17 protein-coding genes are annotated in these 21,019 nt (G+C 54.1%); all 17 read left to right on the top strand.

Annotated elements, in window-relative coordinates; genetic code table 11:
• The first annotated feature begins 19 nt into the window (after nt 1-19).
• Complete coding sequence (gene serC / locus HX817_RS07890; protein ID WP_003218814.1) at nt 20-1,105, top strand: 3-phosphoserine/phosphohydroxythreonine transaminase; 1,086 nt, start codon at nt 20-22, stop codon at nt 1,103-1,105.
• Nucleotides 1,105-2,199, top strand: coding sequence for a prephenate dehydratase (pheA, locus tag HX817_RS07885; RefSeq protein ID WP_003218812.1), 1,095 nt, complete (start codon nt 1,105-1,107; stop codon nt 2,197-2,199). Before serC ends, pheA begins: the two co-directional genes overlap by 1 nt.
• A 9-nt stretch (nt 2,200-2,208) precedes the next feature.
• Nucleotides 2,209-3,321, top strand: a complete 1,113-nt coding sequence (gene hisC, locus HX817_RS07880) for a histidinol-phosphate transaminase (RefSeq protein ID WP_008437685.1) — start codon at nt 2,209-2,211, stop codon at nt 3,319-3,321.
• Between the two features lie 28 nt (nt 3,322-3,349).
• Complete coding sequence (locus HX817_RS07875) at nt 3,350-5,560, top strand: bifunctional prephenate dehydrogenase/3-phosphoshikimate 1-carboxyvinyltransferase (protein ID WP_256344294.1); 2,211 nt, start codon at nt 3,350-3,352, stop codon at nt 5,558-5,560.
• On the top strand, nt 5,557-6,246 hold the full coding sequence (gene cmk / locus HX817_RS07870) for a (d)CMP kinase (RefSeq protein WP_003172653.1): 690 nt from the start codon (nt 5,557-5,559) through the stop codon (nt 6,244-6,246). The genes HX817_RS07875 and cmk overlap by 4 nt, the downstream gene beginning before the upstream one ends.
• A gap of 119 nt (nt 6,247-6,365) precedes the next feature.
• A complete protein-coding gene (gene rpsA / locus HX817_RS07865) occupies nt 6,366-8,060 on the top strand; it encodes a 30S ribosomal protein S1 (protein ID WP_003218806.1) in 1,695 nt (564 codons plus the stop codon).
• Nucleotides 8,061-8,399: 339 nt separating this feature from the next.
• On the top strand, nt 8,400-8,696 hold the full coding sequence (gene ihfB, locus HX817_RS07860; protein ID WP_008437689.1) for an integration host factor subunit beta: 297 nt from the start codon (nt 8,400-8,402) through the stop codon (nt 8,694-8,696).
• Nucleotides 8,697-8,720: 24 nt separating this feature from the next.
• Complete coding sequence (locus HX817_RS07855) at nt 8,721-8,966, top strand: lipopolysaccharide assembly protein LapA domain-containing protein (protein WP_008437692.1); 246 nt, start codon at nt 8,721-8,723, stop codon at nt 8,964-8,966.
• Between the two features lie 387 nt (nt 8,967-9,353).
• A complete protein-coding gene (locus HX817_RS07850) occupies nt 9,354-10,724 on the top strand; it encodes a Wzz/FepE/Etk N-terminal domain-containing protein (RefSeq protein WP_177036270.1) in 1,371 nt (456 codons plus the stop codon).
• Between the two features lie 787 nt (nt 10,725-11,511).
• On the top strand, nt 11,512-12,642 hold the full coding sequence (gene wecB, locus HX817_RS07845; protein ID WP_008437695.1) for a non-hydrolyzing UDP-N-acetylglucosamine 2-epimerase: 1,131 nt from the start codon (nt 11,512-11,514) through the stop codon (nt 12,640-12,642).
• Nucleotides 12,643-12,651: 9 nt separating this feature from the next.
• On the top strand, nt 12,652-13,917 hold the full coding sequence (gene wecC, locus HX817_RS07840) for a UDP-N-acetyl-D-mannosamine dehydrogenase (RefSeq protein WP_008437696.1): 1,266 nt from the start codon (nt 12,652-12,654) through the stop codon (nt 13,915-13,917).
• Nucleotides 13,914-15,362, top strand: coding sequence for a mannose-1-phosphate guanylyltransferase/mannose-6-phosphate isomerase (locus HX817_RS07835; RefSeq protein WP_177040074.1), 1,449 nt, complete (start codon nt 13,914-13,916; stop codon nt 15,360-15,362). The genes wecC and HX817_RS07835 overlap by 4 nt, the downstream gene beginning before the upstream one ends.
• Before the next feature lie 26 nt (nt 15,363-15,388).
• Complete coding sequence (gene gmd / locus HX817_RS07830) at nt 15,389-16,426, top strand: GDP-mannose 4,6-dehydratase (RefSeq protein ID WP_008437698.1); 1,038 nt, start codon at nt 15,389-15,391, stop codon at nt 16,424-16,426.
• A complete protein-coding gene (locus HX817_RS07825) occupies nt 16,410-17,324 on the top strand; it encodes a GDP-mannose 4,6-dehydratase (protein ID WP_008437699.1) in 915 nt (304 codons plus the stop codon). The genes gmd and HX817_RS07825 overlap by 17 nt, the downstream gene beginning before the upstream one ends.
• 81 nt (nt 17,325-17,405) lie before the next feature.
• Complete coding sequence (locus HX817_RS31290) at nt 17,406-18,386, top strand: glycosyltransferase (RefSeq protein WP_256348678.1); 981 nt, start codon at nt 17,406-17,408, stop codon at nt 18,384-18,386.
• A 47-nt stretch (nt 18,387-18,433) separates the two neighbouring features.
• A complete protein-coding gene (locus HX817_RS07815) occupies nt 18,434-19,681 on the top strand; it encodes a hypothetical protein (protein WP_177040073.1) in 1,248 nt (415 codons plus the stop codon).
• Between the two features lie 17 nt (nt 19,682-19,698).
• Entirely contained in the window at nt 19,699-21,009 is a 1,311-nt protein-coding gene (locus HX817_RS07810) for an O-antigen polymerase (protein ID WP_256348677.1), read from the top strand.
• The last annotated feature ends 10 nt before the right edge of the window (nt 21,010-21,019 follow it).

Below are 21,019 nucleotides of genomic sequence, written 5' to 3'. Positions count from 1 at the left end.
CAGATCAGAGAGATTGGATGTGAGCAAGAGAGCCTATAACTTCTGTGCCGGTCCCGCGGCGCTTCCTGAAGCAGTCCTGCAGCGCGCGCAGGGTGAACTCCTCGACTGGCATGGAAAAGGCCTCTCCGTGATGGAAATGAGCCATCGCAGCGATGAGTTCGTGTCCATTGCCACCAAGGCCGAGCAGGATATGCGCGACTTGCTGGACATCCCGTCCGATTACAAAGTGCTGTTCCTGCAGGGTGGTGCGAGCCAGCAGTTCGCCCAGATCCCGCTGAACCTGCTGCCGGAAGACGGCACTGCGGACTATATCGACACCGGTATCTGGGGGCAGAAGGCCATTGAAGAGGCCTCCCGTTACGGTCACGTCAATGTGGCAGGCACGGCCAAGCCCTACGACTACTTCGCCATCCCCGGTCAGAACGAGTGGAAACTGTCGAAAGACGCGGCCTACGTTCACTACGTGGCGAACGAAACCATCGGCGGCCTGGAGTTCGATTGGGTGCCGGAAGTGGGTGATGTCCCGCTGGTCTGCGACATGTCCTCGGACATCCTCTCGCGCCCGATCGATGTGTCCAAGTACGGCATGATCTACGCCGGTGCACAGAAGAACATCGGCCCGAGCGGCATCCTGGTCAACATCGTCCGTGAAGACCTGTTGGGTCGTGCGCGTTCGCTGTGCCCGACCATGCTCAACTACAAGGTCGCGGCCGATAACGGCTCGATGTACAACACCCCGCCGGCCTTCGCCTGGTACCTGTCGGGCCTGGTGTTCGAATGGCTGAAAGAGCAGGGCGGCGTGGCTGCCATGGGCAAGCTCAACGAAGAGAAGAAACGTACCCTGTACGACTTCATCGACGCCAGCGGCCTGTACAGCAACCCGATCAACCTGACCGACCGTTCGTGGATGAACGTGCCGTTCCGCCTGGCGGATGACCGCCTGGACAAGCCATTCCTCGCCGGCGCCGACGAGCGCGGCCTGTTGAACCTCAAGGGCCACCGTTCGGTAGGTGGCATGCGCGCCTCCATCTATAACGCTGTCGATATCCACGCCGTCAAGGCGCTGGTGGCTTACATGGCAGAGTTCGAAAAGGAACACGGCTAATGTCTGAGCAAGAACTCAAGGCCCTGCGCGTACGCATTGACAGCCTGGACGAGAAAGTCCTGGAGCTGATCAGTGAGCGCGCGCGGTGCGCCCAGGAAGTAGCACGGGTGAAGATGGCTTCCCTGGCTGAAGGCGAAGTGCCGGTATTCTACCGTCCGGAGCGTGAAGCCCAGGTACTCAAGCGCGTGATGGAACGCAACAAGGGCCCGTTGGGCAACGAAGAGATGGCGCGGTTGTTCCGTGAAATCATGTCTTCGTGCCTGGCATTGGAGCAGCCGCTGAAAGTGGCTTACCTGGGCCCGGAAGGCACCTTCACTCAAGCCGCGGCCATGAAGCACTTCGGTCACGCGGTGATCAGCAAGCCGATGGCTGCGATCGACGAAGTGTTCCGTGAAGTGGCCGCCGGGGCGGTGAATTTTGGCGTGGTGCCGGTGGAAAACTCCACCGAAGGTGCCGTCAACCACACCCTCGACAGTTTTCTTGAGCACGACATGGTGATCTGCGGCGAAGTCGAGCTGCGTATTCACCACCACTTGCTGGTGGGCGAAAACACCAAGACCGACAGCATCAGCCGCATCTACTCCCACGCCCAGTCCCTGGCCCAGTGCCGCAAGTGGCTGGACGCGCACTACCCGAATGTGGAGCGCGTGGCGGTGTCCAGCAACGCCGAAGCGGCGAAGCGGGTCAAGGGTGAGTGGAACTCGGCGGCGATTGCCGGCGACATGGCTGCCGGCCTGTATGGGCTGACGCGCCTGGCCGAGAAAATCGAGGATCGCCCGGATAACTCGACGCGCTTCCTGATGATCGGCAGCCAGGAAGTGCCGCCGACCGGCGACGACAAGACATCGATCATCGTCTCCATGAGCAACAAGCCCGGCGCGCTGCATGAGCTGCTGGTGCCGTTCCACGACAACGGGATTGACCTGACGCGAATCGAGACTCGTCCTTCGCGCAGCGGTAAATGGACTTATGTGTTCTTTATCGACTTCGTCGGCCATCACCGCGACCCACTGGTCAAGGGTGTGCTCGAGAAAATCAGTCAGGAAGCCGTGGCACTCAAGGTGCTGGGCTCCTACCCGAAAGCGGTTTTGTGAGGCTTTAACATGAGTGGCAACTTCCTCGCCCTGGCGCAGCCGGGCGTGCAACAACTGTCGCCTTACGTTCCGGGCAAGCCTGTGGACGAGCTGGCGCGCGAGTTGAACCTGGATCCGTCGAAGATCGTAAAGCTGGCCAGTAACGAAAACCCGATGGGCCCAAGCCCCAAGGTACTGGCTGCGATTCGTGAGGCGCTGGCCGAACTGACCCGTTATCCCGATGGTAACGGCTTTGAACTCAAGTCCCTGCTGGCGAAAAACTGCCGCGTTGATATCAACCAGGTAACCCTGGGTAACGGCTCCAACGATATTCTGGAGCTGGTCGGCCGTGCCTATCTGGCGCCGGGCTTGAACGCGGTGTTCAGCGAGCATGCATTTGCGGTCTATCCGATCGTCACTCAGGCCGTTGGCGCCGAGGCGCGTGTGATTCCTGCGAGAGACTGGGGTCATGACCTGCCAGCCATGCTGGCGGCCATCGATGACAATACTCGTGTCGTGTTTATCGCCAACCCGAACAACCCGACCGGCACCTGGTTCAGCGCCGAGGTGCTGGATAACTTCCTGCAGGACGTGCCGGAGCATGTACTGGTGGTGCTGGACGAGGCATACATCGAGTACGCCGAAGGCAGCGACTTGCCGGACGGCCTGGACTTCCTCGCGGCTTATCCGAACCTGCTGGTCTCGCGCACGTTCTCCAAGGCTTATGGCCTGGCGTCGCTGCGGGTCGGTTACGGCTTGTCCACTGCGGTGGTGGCCGATGTGTTGAACCGTGTGCGCCAGCCATTCAACGTCAACAGCCTCGCGCTGGCGGCGGCTTGCGCTGCGGTGCAGGACACCGAGTACCTGGAAGAAGGCCGTCGCCTCAACGAAAGCGGCATGCTGCAATTGCAGGAAGGCTTCCGTGAGCTGGGCCTGGGCTGGATTCCGTCCAAGGGCAACTTCATCTGCGTCGACCTCGGCCAAGTGGCGGCTCCTGTGTTCCAGGGCTTGCTGCGCGAGGGTGTGATCGTGCGTCCGGTGGCCAATTACGGCATGCCGAACCACCTGCGCATCACCATCGGTCTGCCTGCGGAAAACAGCCGCTTCCTCGAAGCGCTGGCCAAGGTTCTGGCTCGTGGTTGATGTCACTGCATTGCAACCTGCTGTACCTATGATCGGTCGCCTGGTGGTGGTCGGTCTGGGATTGATCGGCGGCTCCTTTGCGAAGGGCCTGCGGGAAAGCGGCCTGTGTGGCGAAGTGGTCGGTGTGGACCTGGACCCGCAATCGCGCAAGTTGGCGGTGGAGTTGGGTGTGGTGGACCGTTGCGAGGCTGACCTCGCTGTAGCCTGCCAGGGCGCGGATGTCATTCAGCTGGCGGTGCCGATCCTGGCCATGGAGAAGTTGCTGGCGCTGTTGGCCGGCATGGATCTGGGCCAGGCAATCCTGACCGATGTCGGCAGTGCCAAGGGCAATGTGGTGCGTGCGGCGCGGCTGGCCTTTGGTGGCATGCCTGCGCGGTTTGTGCCCGGGCATCCGATTGCCGGGTCCGAGCAGAGCGGGGTGGAGGCGTCCAATGCGCAGCTGTTCCGTCGCCATAAAGTGATTCTGACACCACTGGATGAAACCGATCCTGCGGCACTGGCCGTGGTGGATCGGCTCTGGCGCGAGCTGGGGGCGGATGTCGAGCATATGCAGGTCGAGCGCCACGATGAAGTGCTGGCAGCGACCAGCCATCTGCCGCATTTGCTCGCATTTGGCCTGGTGGATTCGCTGGCCAAGCGCAACGAGAACCTCGAGATTTTCCGCTACGCCGCCGGTGGTTTCCGCGACTTTACCCGGATCGCCGGTAGTGATCCGGTGATGTGGCACGACATCTTCCTTGCCAACCGCGATGCGGTGTTGCGCACCCTGGACACGTTTCGCAGCGACCTCGACGCCTTGCGCGACGCGGTCGATGCTGGCGACGGGCACCAGTTGTTGGGCGTGTTCACCCGTGCGCGGGTGGCACGGGAGCATTTCAGCAAGATTCTGGCGCGTCGGGCCTATATGGATGCTGCAGTAAACGCGGATGACCTGGTGTTTCTCGCCAGTCCCGGTGGCCGCTTGAGCGGGCAGATCCGCGTGCCTGGGGATAAGTCGATCTCCCATCGCTCGATCATGCTCGGTTCTCTGGCGGACGGTGTCACTGAGGTCGAAGGTTTTCTGGAGGGTGAGGACGCCCTGGCGACCTTGCAGGCGTTCCGCGACATGGGCGTGGTGATTGAAGGCCCGCACCATGGGCGCGTCACCATCCACGGGGTTGGCCTGCATGGCTTGAAGCCGGCGCCAGGTCCGATCTATCTGGGTAACTCCGGCACCTCCATGCGGTTGTTGTCCGGTTTGCTGGCGGCCCAGCGCTTCGACAGTGTGTTGACGGGGGACGCCTCGCTGTCCAAGCGCCCGATGAATCGCGTGGCCAAGCCATTGCGCGCAATGGGCGCGGTGATCGAGACCGGGCCGGAAGGGCGCCCGCCGCTGACCATTCGTGGCGGCCAGGCACTCAAGGGGCTGACCTACGCATTGCCGATGGCCAGCGCTCAGGTCAAGTCCTGCCTGTTGTTAGCCGGGTTGTATGCCGAGGGTAAAACCTCGATTACCGAACCGGCGCCGACCCGCGACCATACCGAGCGGATGTTGCGCGGTTTTGGGTATCCGGTGGAAGTGGCGGGCGCTACGGCTGCGGTCGAGTCGGGCCATGCGTTGACCGCGACCCATATTGAGGTGCCTGGGGATATTTCCTCCTCGGCGTTCTTTCTGGTGGCGGCTTCAATCGCCGAAGGCTCCGAGCTGTTGCTTGAACATGTGGGTATCAATCCGACCCGTACCGGCGTGATCGATATCCTGCGACTGATGGGCGCGGACATCACCCTGGAAAACCAACGGGAAGTGGGTGGTGAGCCGGTCGCTGATTTGCGTGTTCGTGCGGCGCCGTTGAAGGGGATCGAGATTCCTGAAGCCCTGGTCCCGCTGGCTATCGATGAGTTCCCGGTGTTGTTCGTGGCTGCGGCGTGCGCCGAAGGCCGGACGGTATTGCGTGGGGCAGAGGAGCTGCGGGTCAAGGAGTCCGACCGGATCCAGGTCATGGCCGACGGTCTGCTTGCGCTGGGCGTGAAGTGTGAACCGACACCTGATGGGATTATTATCGATGGTGGCGTGATCGGCGGTGGTGAAGTCCACGCCCATGGCGATCACCGGATTGCCATGGCCTTCAGCGTGGCTTCCCTGCGAGCGGCTGCGCCGATTCGTATCCATGACTGTGCCAACGTGGCTACGTCTTTTCCGAATTTTCTTACACTGTGTGCCCAAGTCGGCATCCGTGTTGCCCAAGAGGCTCAATTGTGAATATCAAAGCACCGGTGATTACCATCGACGGGCCAAGTGGCTCGGGCAAGGGCACGATCGCCGGCATCCTGGCCAAGCGCCTGGGCTGGTGCCTGCTGGATTCCGGGGCGCTGTACCGCTTGCTGGCCTTTGCCGCCCGCAACCATGGCGTCGACCTGACCAACGAAGAATCGCTGAAGCTGCTGGCTGCGCATCTTGACGTGCAGTTCGTCGGGGCGACCGAAGGTCATCCCCAGCGCATCATCCTGGAAGGGGACGATGTGACCGACGACCTGCGCAACGAGCAGGTCGGCTCCTGGGCCTCCCAGGTCGCCGCATTGCCGGCGGTGCGCGATGCTTTGCTGCAGCGCCAGCGGGCTTTCCAGGAACCGCCGGGTCTGGTGGCCGATGGCCGCGACATGGGCACGGTGGTCTTCCCCGAGGCGCCGCTGAAGATTTTCCTCACGGCCAGCGCCGAGGAGCGGGCCCGTCGCCGTTACTTGCAGTTGAAGGGCAAAGTCGATGGTGTTAGTCTGTCGAGTCTGCTAGATGAGATCCGTGCACGCGATGAGCGTGATACCCAGCGTGCGGTAGCCCCGCTCAAGCCGGCGGCTGACGCCATACAGCTGGATTCCACGGAGTTGTCCATCGAGCAGGTGCTGGAACGCATCTTGAGTGAGATCGCCATTCGCGATATCGCCGGGTGACCAAGAAGGCCGCAGGGGACCAGTCATAGTCCTGTGGTGCTTCTTTTAATTGAAACTGACCCACACCGTCTGGGGTGTGGAGATGGGCGTATTCTTCGCCCTTATCAACAGGAATTAAAATGAGCGAAAGCTTTGCGGAACTCTTTGAAGAAAGCCTAAAAACCCTGAACCTTCAGGCAGGCTCCATCATCACCGGTGTTATCGTTGATATCGATTACCAAGCTCGCTGGGTAACCGTTCACGCTGGTCTGAAGTCTGAAGCTCTGATCCCGCTGGAACAGTTCTACAACGATGCTGGTGACCTGACTATCAATGTCGGTGACGAAGTTCACGTTGCTCTGGACTCGGTTGAAGACGGTTTCGGTGAAACCAAGCTGTCCCGTGAAAAAGCCAAGCGCGCTGAATGCTGGATTGTTCTCGAAGCAGCCTTCGCAGCTGAAGAAGTGGTCAAGGGCGTTATCAACGGTAAGGTTAAAGGCGGCTTCACTGTCGACGTTAACGGCATCCGTGCGTTCCTGCCAGGTTCTTTGGTCGACGTTCGTCCTGTGCGCGACACCACGCACCTGGAAGGCAAGGAACTCGAATTCAAGGTCATCAAGCTCGACCAGAAGCGCAACAACGTTGTCGTTTCCCGTCGCAGCGTCCTGGAAGCAGAGAACTCCGCCGAGCGTGAAGCTCTGCTGGAATCCCTGCAGGAAGGCCAACAAGTCAAAGGTATCGTCAAAAACCTCACCGATTACGGCGCATTCGTCGATCTGGGTGGCGTCGATGGCCTGCTGCACATTACCGACATGGCTTGGAAGCGTATCAAGCATCCATCGGAAATCGTCAACGTTGGCGACGAGATCGATGTCAAGGTTCTGAAGTACGATCGTGAGCGCAACCGTGTTTCCCTGGGCTTGAAGCAGCTGGGCGAAGATCCATGGGTCGCTATCAAGGCTCGTTACCCAGAAAGCACTCGCGTAACCGCGCGTGTTACCAACCTGACCGACTACGGCTGCTTCGCAGAGCTGGAAGAAGGCGTGGAAGGCCTGGTACACGTTTCCGAAATGGACTGGACCAACAAGAACATCCACCCTTCGAAAGTCGTACAAGTCGGCGACGAAGTGGAAGTTATGGTTCTGGACATCGACGAAGAGCGTCGTCGTATCTCCCTCGGCATCAAGCAGTGCAAATCTAACCCATGGGAAGATTTCTCTGGCCAGTTCAACAAGGGCGATAAAATCTCCGGCACCATCAAGTCGATCACCGATTTCGGTATCTTCATTGGTCTGGACGGCGGCATCGACGGTCTGGTTCACCTGTCCGACATCTCCTGGAACGAAGTTGGCGAAGAAGCTGTTCGTCGTTTCAAGAAGGGCGACGAGCTGGACACCGTTATCCTGTCGGTTGACCCAGAGCGCGAGCGCATCTCCCTGGGTATCAAGCAACTGGAAAGCGATCCGTTCTCCGAGTACGTTCAAGAGAACGACAAAGGCGCAATCGTTAAAGGCATCGTGAAGGAAGTTGACGCTAAAGGCGCCATCATCACTCTGGCCGACGATATCGAAGCGACTCTGAAAGCCTCCGAAATCAGCCGTGACCGCGTTGAAGACGCGCGCAACGTTCTGAAAGAAGGCGAAGAAGTAGAAGCCAAGATCATCAGCGTTGACCGCAAGAGCCGCGTAATCCAGCTCTCCATCAAGTCGAAAGACGATGCTGAAGAGAAAGAAGCCATCCAGAGCCTGCGCGACAAGCCAGCTACCTCTGAGCCTTCTGCTGGTCCTACCACTCTGGGCGACCTGCTGCGTGCACAAATGGAAAAGCAGAACTAAGTTCTGTCAGACCATAGAAAAAGGGCGACTTCGGTCGCCCTTTTTTGTGCCTGGGATTTGGTGTTGTGTGCAGCGTCGCCTTGGTGTTCTGCAGGTGGAGCGCTGTCGGCACGCTGGCAGCGCATCGGCTCCTGTAGGCTCTATCTGGCAGTGATTGTCGTGGAGTGGCTTCAGTGAAGCTGAGCGGCGGCTAGCGGCCGTGCGGCGCAATGCCAACTCTCATCGAGTTACGCCCCAACTCTTTGAATATAAGTCAATACATGGGCTGTTCAAATTCCTCCGGTCATGCTAAAACCTTCGAAGCGCTTTTCCTAGCTGCTTGAAAAAGAAGGGAAAAATATGACGAAGTCGGAGTTGATCGAACGAATTGTCACCCATCAAGGGCTTCTCTCATCCAAGGATGTGGAGCTGGCCATCAAGACCATGCTTGAGCAGATGTCCCAATGTCTGGCTACCGGCGATCGGATTGAAATTCGTGGGTTTGGTAGCTTCTCGCTGCACTATCGTGCGCCTCGTGTGGGTCGCAACCCAAAAACCGGGCAGTCCGTCAGCCTTGACGGCAAGTTCGTGCCTCATTTCAAGCCGGGCAAGGAATTGCGCGATCGGGTGAACGAAGACGAAGAAGAAAGCGTCTGAGTGTTTTTGGGGTAGGAGAAGGTTATGCGTGGGGTTAAGCGCGTTGTTCTGGTGCTGGCTATGCTAATTGTCGTGCTGGCAGTGTTGGGGTTCGTGCTGGAAAACCAGCAGGGCGCGTCTCTTTCATTCCTGGGCTGGGTGACCGGGCAGATGCCGGTGTCGGTGTTTGTGGTCGTGGCCTTGATAATTGGAATGCTGCTGGGACCGCTGTTTAGTGTCATCGTTGGGTGGGGCCGACGTCAAAAGTCCATGCCCGCAAGGCGTGGGTAGAGCTTCCATGGTTATTGTGTCACTCGCGAGCCGTTCGTCGGATTTTTCTGGTGCGGTGCGCATCAGTTACGTCGAGTGAACGGCATGTGGTAAGTCCGGCGATACCACTGACTATTGTCTCGCGGCTACGAAATTTGCTTTTCTGTCCTTCTCGGACGGCCTATATAAGGGTTGCCCCTATCTGTGTAGGAAGACTCCTACAGATATGTCAAGACTTGTAATATGTCAGTGAGATGGCAAAATGGAATCTGTTCTCGATAACAGGCATTTTGTGCGCTAAAGTCCGGCAGCGACGCTGGGTTTTTTCGGCCATATAACTAAAATAAAAATACACAATCTTGTCTGCATAACGAGCCCGCAGTTTCTCTTTGAAGGCAGGTTTTTGTTGTGAGTAGTAGCTTCCGTGCTCCCCCGGTTCGATCGTCCGACGAAATTGATTTTGTGCGACTTTTCGCGTCTGTCTGGCAACAAAAAAAACTTCTGCTTTTCGTCACTCTCGGGGCGGGATTGATTGCGGCGTCCTACGCATTTTTAGCTGCCCCTGTATATAAGGTCAGCACGGTTTTGCGGCCTGCGGCGATTAATGATTTGGATGCGCTAAATCGATCAGAGATATATCAGCTTCCTCCGGCTGACGCGCTCCTCAAAGTGGGCGCAGCGCTCGACTCTTATGATACGCGCCTGAGCTATTTCAAGAAAAACCAGAAGCTTTTCGAGAAATTTGTTCGTCCTGGGCAGACTCTGGAGCAGAGTTTTCAGGAGTTCAATCATGACTCTATTCGTTTGATTCTTCCTGATGCAGATAAGAAAAATTCGCTGAGTTCCTACATCAAGCTCGAGATGATGTATCCGAAAGGCGTCGACGGCGTCTCTATTCTTAATGGCTTTGTCGACTACGCTATCGAAAGTGAGCGCGAACGCGTCACGGCTGATTTGAATGTGATCGTTAAAAACCGTTTGAGGGAGCTTAAAGGCAAGCTCGATTCGGCTCGTTCAAACTACGATATTGAAAAAGAAGCCAAAATAGCGTCATTGCGAGAAGCTGACTCGTTGAAACGCGCGCAATTGCAGGATGAGTTGAAGGCGCTGCGTTCGCAGTTGAAAACCTTGCGTAGCGACCGTATTGCTCAGCTGAATGAGGCTATAGGGATTGCCCGTTCCCTGGGCATTCAAAAGCCGGCTACGCCTTCTTCACTTGGTGAATCGGCCGTGACGAACGCTGGTAGCGTGATGCGTACTGAGGTGAACAACCAGCAGATCCCACTTTATTTTATGGGGGTAGATGCGCTTAAGGCTGAGCTTGCTGCATTGCAGTCACGCAAGTCGGATGATTTTACCGAGTCGCGCATCGCTCAAATCGCCAGGGAGCTTCAGTTGCTCGCATCCAACCGAGAGATTGAGGTCCTGGATGCTCGAAAAAATGAAGATATCTTTCTTGCCGGCGTTCAACCGTTGAGAACAGAGATTTTCCGTTTGAGTAGTCTGAATATCGACCTGGCGAAGCTGCGGCTGGTGAGTATTGACCAGCAGGCCCTTGAGCCGTTGGTTCCGTCGAGCCCGAATCGTCCATTGATCATTTTTCTTGGCCTGCTCCTGGGGGCGATTGTCGCGATTGGTATTGCGTTGGTCAGGCAGGCGTTACGTGCTGCTCGCGACAATGCAGAGCGCGATGGGCGCGAGCCGGCAGGCTCACTTCTCCATTCGGTCGCTCAGTTGGATCGGCAACAAGAGCCTGGCAATAAGTTAAACCGAAAATAACTCCAAGGCCGTGAAGCTTTTGGCTTCACGCGTTTTCCCCTCGGGGCCGTATTTCTTGCTTTCATACGGAACCTGCATTACGTGCTTGCGCAACTGTGAACCGCCGAGGGGCATTCCTGGGTGGTTTCTCGGCTATCAAAAGTTACTAAGACTTTGCGTCGAGTCTTCATGGCGTTTCGGCATTTGATCTTTGTTTACTTGTGCGGGCGTCAAGCGGCCTGCACAGGTTTGTATTGTTGGTTTAATAGTTGATGGTGCACCGCCTAATACGGTTTGATGTGGATTTTTATGTGCGGTCTCCAGGTTAATGGCTTATGGCTAGTATTGGTTCGGAATTTGATAAGGGCGTACTGTTCGGCCAGGTCGGTCGTGCAGGGTGCGCCGGCGATTAGCAACGAGCTGCATGGCACAGTCGAGCGTGGGCCCAATAGCGATCTCGGATAGGTCGGGTTCCTGTGGGGCAATAACCAAAAGCCCAATTTCAATGAGAGGTTGCGACGCACCATTGCGGTGAAGCGGCTCACCGCAAATGTTGCGGTAAAACGTTGTCCTGTCCTGAACTGAGGGGGGGATGATGGGGTCTCATGGGGCGTGTGGTTGAGCCAGCCAGGCGTTATGTTGGCACGCTTGTTGATGATATGCTGCGCTGCAAAGCAGAGGCGGTTGCAGTTGGAGCGGCGAAAACTCGCTTGCGCGTAATCGGTAGGTCAGGCAGGGGCATGGCAGCGTTGCTGGTTTCCAGACTGATTCTCTGACTAAATAATGATATGGAATCGTTGGTAATCTAATGACTTTAAAGATCTTGAGTGTTTTCGGTACGCGACCGGAAGCTATAAAAATGGCTCCATTAGCTTTAGCGTTGAATGCAGATGAGCGTTTTGAGGCCAAAATCTGCGTCACGGGTCAACACCGTGAAATGCTGGATCAAGTGTTAGAGTTATTTAAACTTGAACCTGACTTTGATCTTAATATCATGAAGTCGGGTCAAGACCTTACCGACGTGACAACTGGTATTCTTCAGGGAATGAAAGAGGTCTTCCGGACTTATCGGCCGGATATCGTCTTGGTGCATGGTGATACCGCTACGACCTTTGCAACTACATTGGCGGCGTACTATCAGCAAATTCCTGTGGCTCATATCGAAGCTGGGCTTCGCACCGGAAATTTATATTCTCCCTGGCCGGAAGAGGCCAATCGAAAGTTGACGGGAGCACTCGCGCTTCTTCACTTCGCTCCTACTGAACGATCGCAACAGAATTTACTGCGTGAAGGGGTGTCACCTGACGCGATTCATGTGACTGGGAATACTGTAATCGACGCTCTGCTTGAGGTCGTACAGAAGCTCGAAACCAATGACCAGTTAAAACAGAAGTTCTCCGAGCAGTTCGCATTTTTACCTGCTCAACGCCGCGTCATCCTTGTGACAGGGCATCGGCGTGAAAGCTTCGGCGATGGATTCGAAAGGATCTGCAGTTCGTTGGCTTCGATTGCCCATGAGTTTGATGATGTGGAGATCGTGTACCCCGTTCATTTGAATCCAAATGTCCGTGAACCGGTCAACCGTTTGTTGGCTGGTATAAAAAATATTCACCTCATCGAACCATTGGATTATCTACCTTTTGTCTATTTGATGAATCGGTCGTACTTGATTCTGACGGACTCCGGTGGTGTGCAGGAAGAGGCACCTTCTTTGGGCAAGCCCGTGCTGGTCATGCGGGACACTACCGAGCGGCCTGAGGCGATTGAGGCAGGTACCGTCAGATTGGTCGGTACAGAGAAGGACAAGATAGTTCACCACTTGCGTGAGCTTTTACTTGATCAAAAGGCTTACGAGGAGATGAGCGTTGCTCATAATCCTTATGGTGACGGTCACGCCTGCATGCGTATTGTTAATGCTCTAGCCACTTTCAAAAATTAAGGTTTGGTCATGGATTTTTCCACTATTTCTGTAATTGGTTTGGGCTATATCGGTTTGCCAACCGCAGCCGTTTTTGCTGCGCGAAAGTTAAAGGTCATTGGTGTCGACGTTAATCAAAAGGCCGTCGATACGATCAACGGCGGACAGATTCATATCGTTGAGCCTGATTTGGACATAGTCGTGCACGCGGCCGTGACCGAGGGGTATCTGCGCGCCAGTACACGACCTGAGCCGGCGGACGCCTTCTTGATTGCGGTGCCCACTCCTTTCAAGGACGGTCATGCTCCGGACCTTTCTTACATTGAGTCCGCAAGCAAATCCATTGCGCCAGTATTGAAAAAGGGTGATCTGGTCATCCTCGAGTCCACTTCTCCCGTGGGTGCGACTGAGAAGATGTCGGCATGGCTGGCTGAAGCACGCCCTGACCTGACGTTCCCGCAGACCCATGGCGAGGCGTCGGACATTCGCGTGGCTCACTGCCCTGAGCGCGTGCTTCCCGGCCACGTGTTGCGTGAGTTGGTACAGAATGATCGCGTCATCGGCGGGATGACCCCCAAGTGCTCAGAAGCCGCGACACGTCTGTATAAATTGTTTGTAGAGGGCGAGTGCATTATCACCAACGCCCGAACAGCAGAAATGTGCAAGTTGACCGAGAACAGCTTTCGCGATGTGAATATTGCCTTCGCGAACGAATTGTCGATGATATGCGATAAGTTCGATGTCGATGTGTGGGAGCTTATCAAGCTCGCCAACCGGCACCCTCGCGTCAATATCCTCCAACCAGGACCTGGCGTGGGTGGGCATTGCATCGCCGTCGACCCTTGGTTCATCGTGAGTCAGGCTGAAGGCCAGGCGAAACTGATCCAAACTGCACGTGAAGTCAATGACTCCAAACCGTCGTGGGTTATGGAGAAAGTTGATGCTGCTGTGGCCGATCATCTGTCGAGTCACCCCGGGAAGTCGGAAAAAGACATTGTTATCGCGTGCTTCGGCCTGGCATTCAAACCTGATATTGATGACCTGCGGGAAAGTCCATCTCTGGAAATTACGAAAAATATCTCAAGCCGGCACGCCGGGAAGGTTATTGTCGTAGAACCTAATATTGATTCTCTGCCTGCGACGTTGCCGAACGCTGAGTTGTGCACAATAGAAGAAGCGTTTGAGCGCGCGGATGTCTTGTTGTTACTGGTGGATCACAAGCCATTCAAAAGTGTTTCTTCTTCACTTCTCGAGGGTCGCCGGATTGTTGATACCCGGGGAATCTGGCTTGTATGAAAATTCTTCCGGTTATTATGTCTGGAGGCTCGGGAACGAGACTCTGGCCGCTTAGCAGAACTCTTTACCCGAAGCAGTTTCTGGCAATTTCGGGGCGGGAGACGTTGTTTCAGCAGGCGATTGCCCGACTGTTGAAGATTGACGGTCAAGGCTCGGATTTATTGGCTCCATGCATCGTTGCCAACGATGAGCATCGTTTCCTGTGTCTCGACCAGATCCGGGAAATGAACGTTTCTAAAGCTGTTGTCATTCTTGAACCGGTAGGACGCAATACGGCCCCTGCGCTTACGTTGGCGGCGCTTTATGCGCGCGATGAGGTGGGAGAGGAGATTGACCCGGTTCTGGTCGTTGTCCCGGCCGACCAGATGATTCTCGATATTCAAGCTTTTACTGACACGGTCAGTAAAGCGGTCGATGTTGCGAAAGATGGCAGCATTGTGATCTTGGGGATTACGCCTGATCGCCCTGAGACGGGTTATGGTTATATCCACTCGGCAGACCCCTCTACCGTCAAGAGGGTGGATGCGTTTGTTGAAAAGCCTGAGCGGACAACCGCAGAAAAATACCTGGAAGATGGAAGCTATTTCTGGAATAGCGGTATTTTTGTGCTGCGCGCGTCAGTCTGGTTGAAAGCACTGGGCGCGTTCAGAAGTGACATCTTCGATGCCACTGAGGCCGCGTGGAAGGGCCGAGTTGAAGATAATGGGTTTATTCGACCACAACTTGACGCGTTTTCCCTGATACCGCCTGAGTCGATTGACTATGCCGTGATCGAGCATTGCGCGAAAACGCCTTCAGCTGGCCTGACGTTGAAAATGCTCACGATGGATGCCGGTTGGTCTGACCTGGGAGCATGGGATGCTGTTTGGCGTTCGAGTGAAAAGGACGAAAAACAAAACGCTGCCCATGGCGACGTAATAATAGACTCCAGCTCCAATACATTGGTTTACGCCTCTCACCGTTTGGTAACGGCCGTGGGGCTTGAAAATATTGTTATCGTCGAGACGCCTGATGCCGTATTGGTTGCGGATAAAGATCGTAGCCAGGGTGTGAAGGCTATTGTCGAAGCGTTGAATATCAAGGCCAGGCCAGAATCAAAGCTTCATCGTCGTGTTCATCGCCCATGGGGCTGGTACGACAGCATAGATTCGGGCTCGCGCTTTCAGGTGAAGCGGATATTGGTGAAGCCGAAAGCAACCTTGAGTTTGCAGAAGCATTACCATCGGGCGGAGCATTGGATTGTCGTGTCTGGCACCGCTGAAGTCACCTGTGAAGATCGTGTTTTTCAGCTGAACGAAAACCAGAGTACTTATATCCCTATTGGCCATGTTCATCGCCTTTCCAATCCTGGCACCATTCCTCTTGAGATCATAGAGGTGCAGTCGGGAACGTACTTGGGTGAGGATGATATTGTTCGATTTGACGATACCTATGGACGTGTTTAAGGCTTAAATTTTTAGGAGTTGTACAGATGCAGAAGCATGCGCTGGTTACTGGTGTTACAGGTCAGGATGGGGCTTACCTTGTCGAACTGCTGCTGTCCAAGGGTTATAAGGTCTATGGCGCCTATCGCCGCACAAGTTCTGTAAGTTTCTGGCGATTAGAGGAACTTGGTGTTTTTGGGCATGATGATCTTCATCTTGTCGAATTTGATTTGACTGATCTCTCCGGAACTATTCGTTTAATTCAGAATTGCGCCCCGGACGAGGTTTATAACCTGGCGGCTCAAAGCTTCGTAGGCGTTTCCTTCGATCAGCCAATTACAACCGCGCAGATTACCGGAGTCGGTGCGCTTAATTTGCTCGAAGCGATCCGAATAGTAAATCCGAAGATTCGTTTCTATCAAGCTTCGACATCTGAAATGTTTGGGCTGGTACAGGCTGTTCCTCAATCTGAAAGCACGCCTTTCTACCCACGCAGCCCTTACGGTGTTGCGAAGTTGTTTGCGCATTGGACAACCATCAACTATCGCGAATCATATGATATTTTTGCCACCAGCGGCATTCTGTTCAATCATGAGTCTCCTCTGCGAGGAAAAGAGTTCGTTACTCGTAAAATTACCGATGCTGTCGCCAGTATCGAAATGGGCGAGCAGCAAGTGCTGGAACTCGGAAACATGGATGCCAAGCGAGACTGGGGTTTCGCTAAAGAGTATGTAGATGGCATGCACCGGATGTTGCAGATCGACACACCGGAAACATTTGTGCTTGCTACCAACCGTACTGAAACCGTTCGTGATTTTGTTGCCATGAGCTTCAAGGCCGTAGGGGTTGATATCGATTGGTCTGGAAGTGGCGAGAACGAATTCGGCGTTGACCGTCGTACCGGCATCACCCGGGTAAAAGTTAACCCACGCTTCTATCGACCCGCGGAAGTCGAGTTGTTGATTGGCGACGCTTCGTTTGCAAAAGAGCGGTTAGGCTGGAAACCAGAAACGACGCTGGAGCAACTGTGCCAGCTGATGGTTGAAGCTGACTTGAGAAGGGTTCGCAATGGCACTTCAAAGTAAAGATCGCACAGTACTGATTACAGGGCTCTCGGGTTTTACTGGAAAGCACTTGGCGCAAAGCCTCACCAAGGCCGGCTGGCGGGTTGCCGGCCTTGGTGGGGAGCGCCTGGCCTGTGAGTTTGACCACTTGGATGCGGACCTGAATGACACGGCGCGACTCAGTGGTTGGATAAAGCAGGTTCAGCCCACCCATGTTATTCACTTGGCCGCGCTGGCGCATGTCACCAGCAGCGATGCCTTGTCATATTACCGAGTCAATGTATTGGGTACAGAAAGCCTTCTTAATGCGATTAAGGAGGCTGAGGTGGTCGTTGAAAAAATCATCATTGCGAGCAGTGCAAACATTTACGGGAACGCTATTTCATCGCCCATTTCAGAAAGCAGTGAACCGCAGCCCGTTAATCATTACGCACTGAGCAAGCTGACGATGGAGGCCCTTGTCCGCAAGTGGTTTTCTCGTATGCCTATATTGGTGGTACGGCCATTCAATTACACTGGACCCGGCCAGTCGGAGTCATTCGTTTTCTCCAAGATCGTGGGCGCATTTGCCCGTGGAGAAAAGGAGCTCAGATTGGGCAATCTGGATGTATCCCGCGACTTGTCTGATGTCGGTTTTGTGGTGGAGGCCTATTCAAGGCTGTTGACGTCCAATCAACGTGGTGAGTTTATAAATATCTGCTCGGGGCGCAGCATTTCCTTACTGAGCGTGATTGATGAAATGGAACAGATTGCAGGTTATCGGCCAACGATAACAGTTGATCCTGCCTTTGTCAGGGAAGATGAAGTTAAAGAGCTTTATGGTAGTCCGGCCAAGCTCTTTGATGTGGTAGGTGAAATTAATGTGCCTAGTTTGCACGATACATTGCTGTCAATGTATCAGCAGAAGGCACGTGTTTAATACGGTTGGCAAGTAACGGGTTGGTGCACTGTGCGTATATGTTTTTTTGCTAATATGTCCGCTCACGCTAATTGGCGCGAGATGTTTGATAAAGTTGAGTTTTATCGGGTTGATATTCGAATTCTCAAGGAGCTCGGACACGAAGTCGTTCTGTCCGGGACGCCGGGCACATTAGATTGGAAAGCGGATCTGTATTTTTGTTGGTGGTGGGGGCATTCGCCGCTTCCGTTGCTCGCCGGAAAACTCCGTCGTCGGCCGGTAATTGTAACTGGGGCCTTTGACTACTCCACCTGCCGGAAAGAGATCCCGGGTCTGTGTTATCTGGACCGTCCGCTATGGCAGAAGGCAGTGCTGCGTACCTCGCTGTTATTAGCCGATCGAAACCTGTTCATCTCAAGATCGGAGTGTGAGGAAGTCACAACCAACCTGCCGGTGAGAAACCCCGTGTACGCAACGCTGGCGATTGATACAGATTACTATTCTCCTGGCGAGCTTCCGGCGGTTGGATCGAATTACTTTTTTACGGTGACCTGGACCAGTCGTACGAACGCCATTCGTAAAGGGCTGATTCCGACGATTGAGGCGTTTGCAAAGGTTTCGGCTAACGCAAGTCATCTTCGCCTGGTTGTTGCTGGCAAACATGGTGACTACCTGCAGGAACTAAAAGACCTGGCGCAGCGCCTGGGTGTGGCAGACAAGGTGGAGTTTGTCGGGATGATTTCCGATGAAGAAAAGCTGCACCACTACCGCAATTGCCTGGCCTATGTTCAACCAACGCTCTATGAAGGTTTCGGGCATGCGATCGGCGAAGCGCTGGCGTGTGGCGCGCGAGTGATCACGTCGCCTCGGGGCGCGGTGCCTGAGGTCGCGGGTAACTTCGCTTACTGGGTTCAACCAGATAGCCAGGAAGAAATTGCTGCGGCCATGGAGACGGTTGTCGCTACGCCGACTTGCGCTGAAGATGCCAAAGCCAGGCATCAGTGGATTTCTTCCAATTATTCCATCGCAGCTCGTCGTGTGGCGCTTAAAAGTGTCCTGGATTCCTTGTCGCTGGTGAAATAAAGGAGAGCTTCGTTGATAGTGTTTATAAAGATTCATGGTGGTAGCGTGTGTTGAATCGTCTGATCAGCATGTTTGAAAGTTCGAAGCTGTTACAGCTGATCGTTATTACTGCCTGTATTCAAGGTGGGGTAATAATAAGTCAGTTTTTGATCACGCCTTGGGTTGATCCGTCGGTCGTCGGTGTGGTGCGCTCGCTGGAAACAATTATTGCTCTTGTCGTACTGGCAGGAAGTTTGGGCATGCAAAGCATCGCGATTCGCGATACGGCGGCGAGTCATGGTACTTCTCGTCAAAGTGAAGTGCTTCGGCAAGTGTTTTTGTTGGTCGGAATCGCTTCAGGTGTCGTGATTGCTGGTATATACGTCGCCCATGAGTTTGTGCTGACCTCTGCGATTAGTTCTTATGTTTTTACAACCTGTGGCTTGGTGCTGTTGACTAATTTGCTTCGTGTAACGACTGGCTTTGCTCAGGGGGCGAAGGCGATACGCGAGATCTACTTCGTTCTGATGCTGGTTACCGGGGCGGGCGTTATTCTGCATGTTGTGTTGACGAAGTTGTATGGTATCCAGGGCTGGATGGCCGCTCGTTATCTTGGTGAGTTCTTTTGTCTCGCTGCCGTTTGGTGGAAACTGCGAGCGCATATCTTTCTGGCGCTTGATTTTCGCCAAGTGAACGGGCGCGAATTAATGACAACGGCCAAGTCCGGTGTCATTGTCAATGCCAGCCTGTTTGTTCGTCTGTTGGTGGATAGTCTGCCTGTCCTGATGTTGACTGCTTATCATGTGAAAACCGACGAGATCGGTTTTTTTGGTATTGCTATATTGAGCCTTATTCTTGGCTTGCTGCCATTGGCAATCATTGCACAAAGGGCCCTTCCTGAGTTGGTCGAGGTCATCCATGATAAAAGCGAGCTGCGCGAAAGGTATCATGCATTCTCAAAAAGCATGTTAAAGATCTCATCCACGGTTGCTTTGCTGTTGATCTTTTGCTCTTGTATATGGTTGGTGTGTGTGGGCGGTGTTTATAAGCAGACGGCCATGTATATCATTGTGTTGGCGTTGACTTTGCCCTTGAAGGCTATGGCTCTTGCTTGCGGTACAATACTGGTCGCATTGCGTGTTTTTAGTTTAAGCCTTAAAACCAATATTGTAGAGGGCTTGCTTGTTCTTTTAATTCTATACGTCGGTATCCCTGTTTTGGATGCTTGGGCTGGCGTTTTGGGGTATGTGGTTGGTGCTGTTTTGTCCGCCGTGCTGCTTCTGATTGCGGTGAGAGTCCGCCTCGCTGATTTATGACCCAAGAGGTTGATACCTTGGAAGAAAAATATTTAGGGCCTGAGCACTTGCGAGTCCCGCTTGAAAAAAAAGCGTTTGATTGTTTTGGCGTTGGCTTTTTCTTTTTGGTGATCTGGTTTGCAGGCGTTATTGTCCCATTATATCCTTTTATCATGGGGTTTGATGGGTTTAGTCAGTTTTGGGAGTTTGCCTTTTTCGATAAGCAGAGTTCTATTGACTATGCCATTTTGCTGTATGCCGGGGCTTTGATTTTTGTTTTGATGGGGTGTTGGTTAGGACGGAAAACGCATTTTAATTTTCCCGTCGGGATACGCTACATAGTAAGTCCACGGATTTTTTCGCAACGGGCCTTAGGTTTTTCGTTAGTGGCGCTGCTGGCGTTTACAACTATTCTTGTAATCCTAGGCGGGGTCTCGGGGTTGCTTCAAGGTGCCAGTGACAGGATAAGGGCGTTTGCAGGTTTGAACGGCTTGTTCCTCTTGGAGAACTTGCTGCTCTCTGTCTCGCTGGCCTGGTATATACGATTGACCCGGGCCGGGAAGAAGTCACTTTCCGAGCGGTTTTGTTTCTGGTTATATTTTTTGGGCGGTTTGTTTATTTGCGCTCTCCAGGGTCAGAAATCGACAATTTTTATTATCGTATTGTCGCTGATTATAGTTCGGCATTACCGCGTTAAGCGTGTCAGTCTTGTAAAAGGAGCGGTGCTTGGGGTGGTGATGTTTGTTTCGCTGATGACCTATCACCTGTTTAAGCAGGAGTTTCTCGCGACAGGTAGATTCTTTTTCATTAACGAAGATCAAGGTGTTTTTCTGTCGTTCATTCATTTTTTGGCGACTCAGTTTACGGGTAATCTAATGCAGTTGCAGACCATGACTGTGCTCATAGATGCTATGCCCGAGAGGCTGGAATGGCAGAATGGCACGACGCTGCTGATGGTTGTATTGATTTTAATACCTTCGGGTCTTTTCCCGAATAAGCCACTTACCGCAGCCGGGGTGTTTACAGGTGCCTTTTGGCCAGATAAATGGCTCATGGAAGGTACGACATTGCCGCCAGGTATTTTTGGTGAGCTTTATATGAACTTTGGCACGCTGGGCGTACTATTCGGCGGTTTTCTTCTTGGCGTTATAGGTGGGCGGCTTTATGGCGCAGTTGTCTATAACCCTCAAAGCGACCGAGCGTTAGGTCTTTATGCATTGGCGATCGCCTCCCTGCTTCACCTTTTTCGAGGGGAATTGGCGTCGGTCGCTCTTCTCATAGCGTCTATATGGCTTCCTTTTTTATTCTTGAGCTCAAAGCGCGAAGAGCCAGTCAATAACCCAATCTAGAGAAACTGAT

Source organism: Pseudomonas sp. C6002 (genome assembly GCF_013385805.1).
Lineage (GTDB): Bacteria > Pseudomonadota > Gammaproteobacteria > Pseudomonadales > Pseudomonadaceae > Aquipseudomonas.
The sequence above is the reverse complement of the archived record's forward strand: the minus strand, read 5'-3'. Positions and strand labels throughout refer to the sequence as shown.

Excerpts from the sequence above, each read along its gene's own strand:
- pheA (WP_003218812.1), top strand. The coding sequence starts at position 1,105 with ATGTCTGAGCAAGAACTCAAGGCCCTGCGCGTACGCATTGACAGCCTG.
- hisC (WP_008437685.1), top strand. The coding sequence starts at position 2,209 with ATGAGTGGCAACTTCCTCGCCCTGGCGCAGCCGGGCGTGCAACAACTG.
- HX817_RS07875 (WP_256344294.1), top strand. The coding sequence starts at position 3,350 with ATGATCGGTCGCCTGGTGGTGGTCGGTCTGGGATTGATCGGCGGCTCC.
- rpsA (WP_003218806.1), top strand. The coding sequence starts at position 6,366 with ATGAGCGAAAGCTTTGCGGAACTCTTTGAAGAAAGCCTAAAAACCCTG.
- ihfB (WP_008437689.1), top strand. The coding sequence starts at position 8,400 with ATGACGAAGTCGGAGTTGATCGAACGAATTGTCACCCATCAAGGGCTT.
- HX817_RS07855 (WP_008437692.1), top strand. The coding sequence starts at position 8,721 with ATGCGTGGGGTTAAGCGCGTTGTTCTGGTGCTGGCTATGCTAATTGTC.
- wecB (WP_008437695.1), top strand. The coding sequence starts at position 11,512 with ATGACTTTAAAGATCTTGAGTGTTTTCGGTACGCGACCGGAAGCTATA.
- wecC (WP_008437696.1), top strand. The coding sequence starts at position 12,652 with ATGGATTTTTCCACTATTTCTGTAATTGGTTTGGGCTATATCGGTTTG.
- HX817_RS07835 (WP_177040074.1), top strand. The coding sequence starts at position 13,914 with ATGAAAATTCTTCCGGTTATTATGTCTGGAGGCTCGGGAACGAGACTC.
- gmd (WP_008437698.1), top strand. The coding sequence starts at position 15,389 with ATGCAGAAGCATGCGCTGGTTACTGGTGTTACAGGTCAGGATGGGGCT.
- HX817_RS07825 (WP_008437699.1), top strand. The coding sequence starts at position 16,410 with ATGGCACTTCAAAGTAAAGATCGCACAGTACTGATTACAGGGCTCTCG.
- HX817_RS31290 (WP_256348678.1), top strand. The coding sequence starts at position 17,406 with ATGTTTGATAAAGTTGAGTTTTATCGGGTTGATATTCGAATTCTCAAG.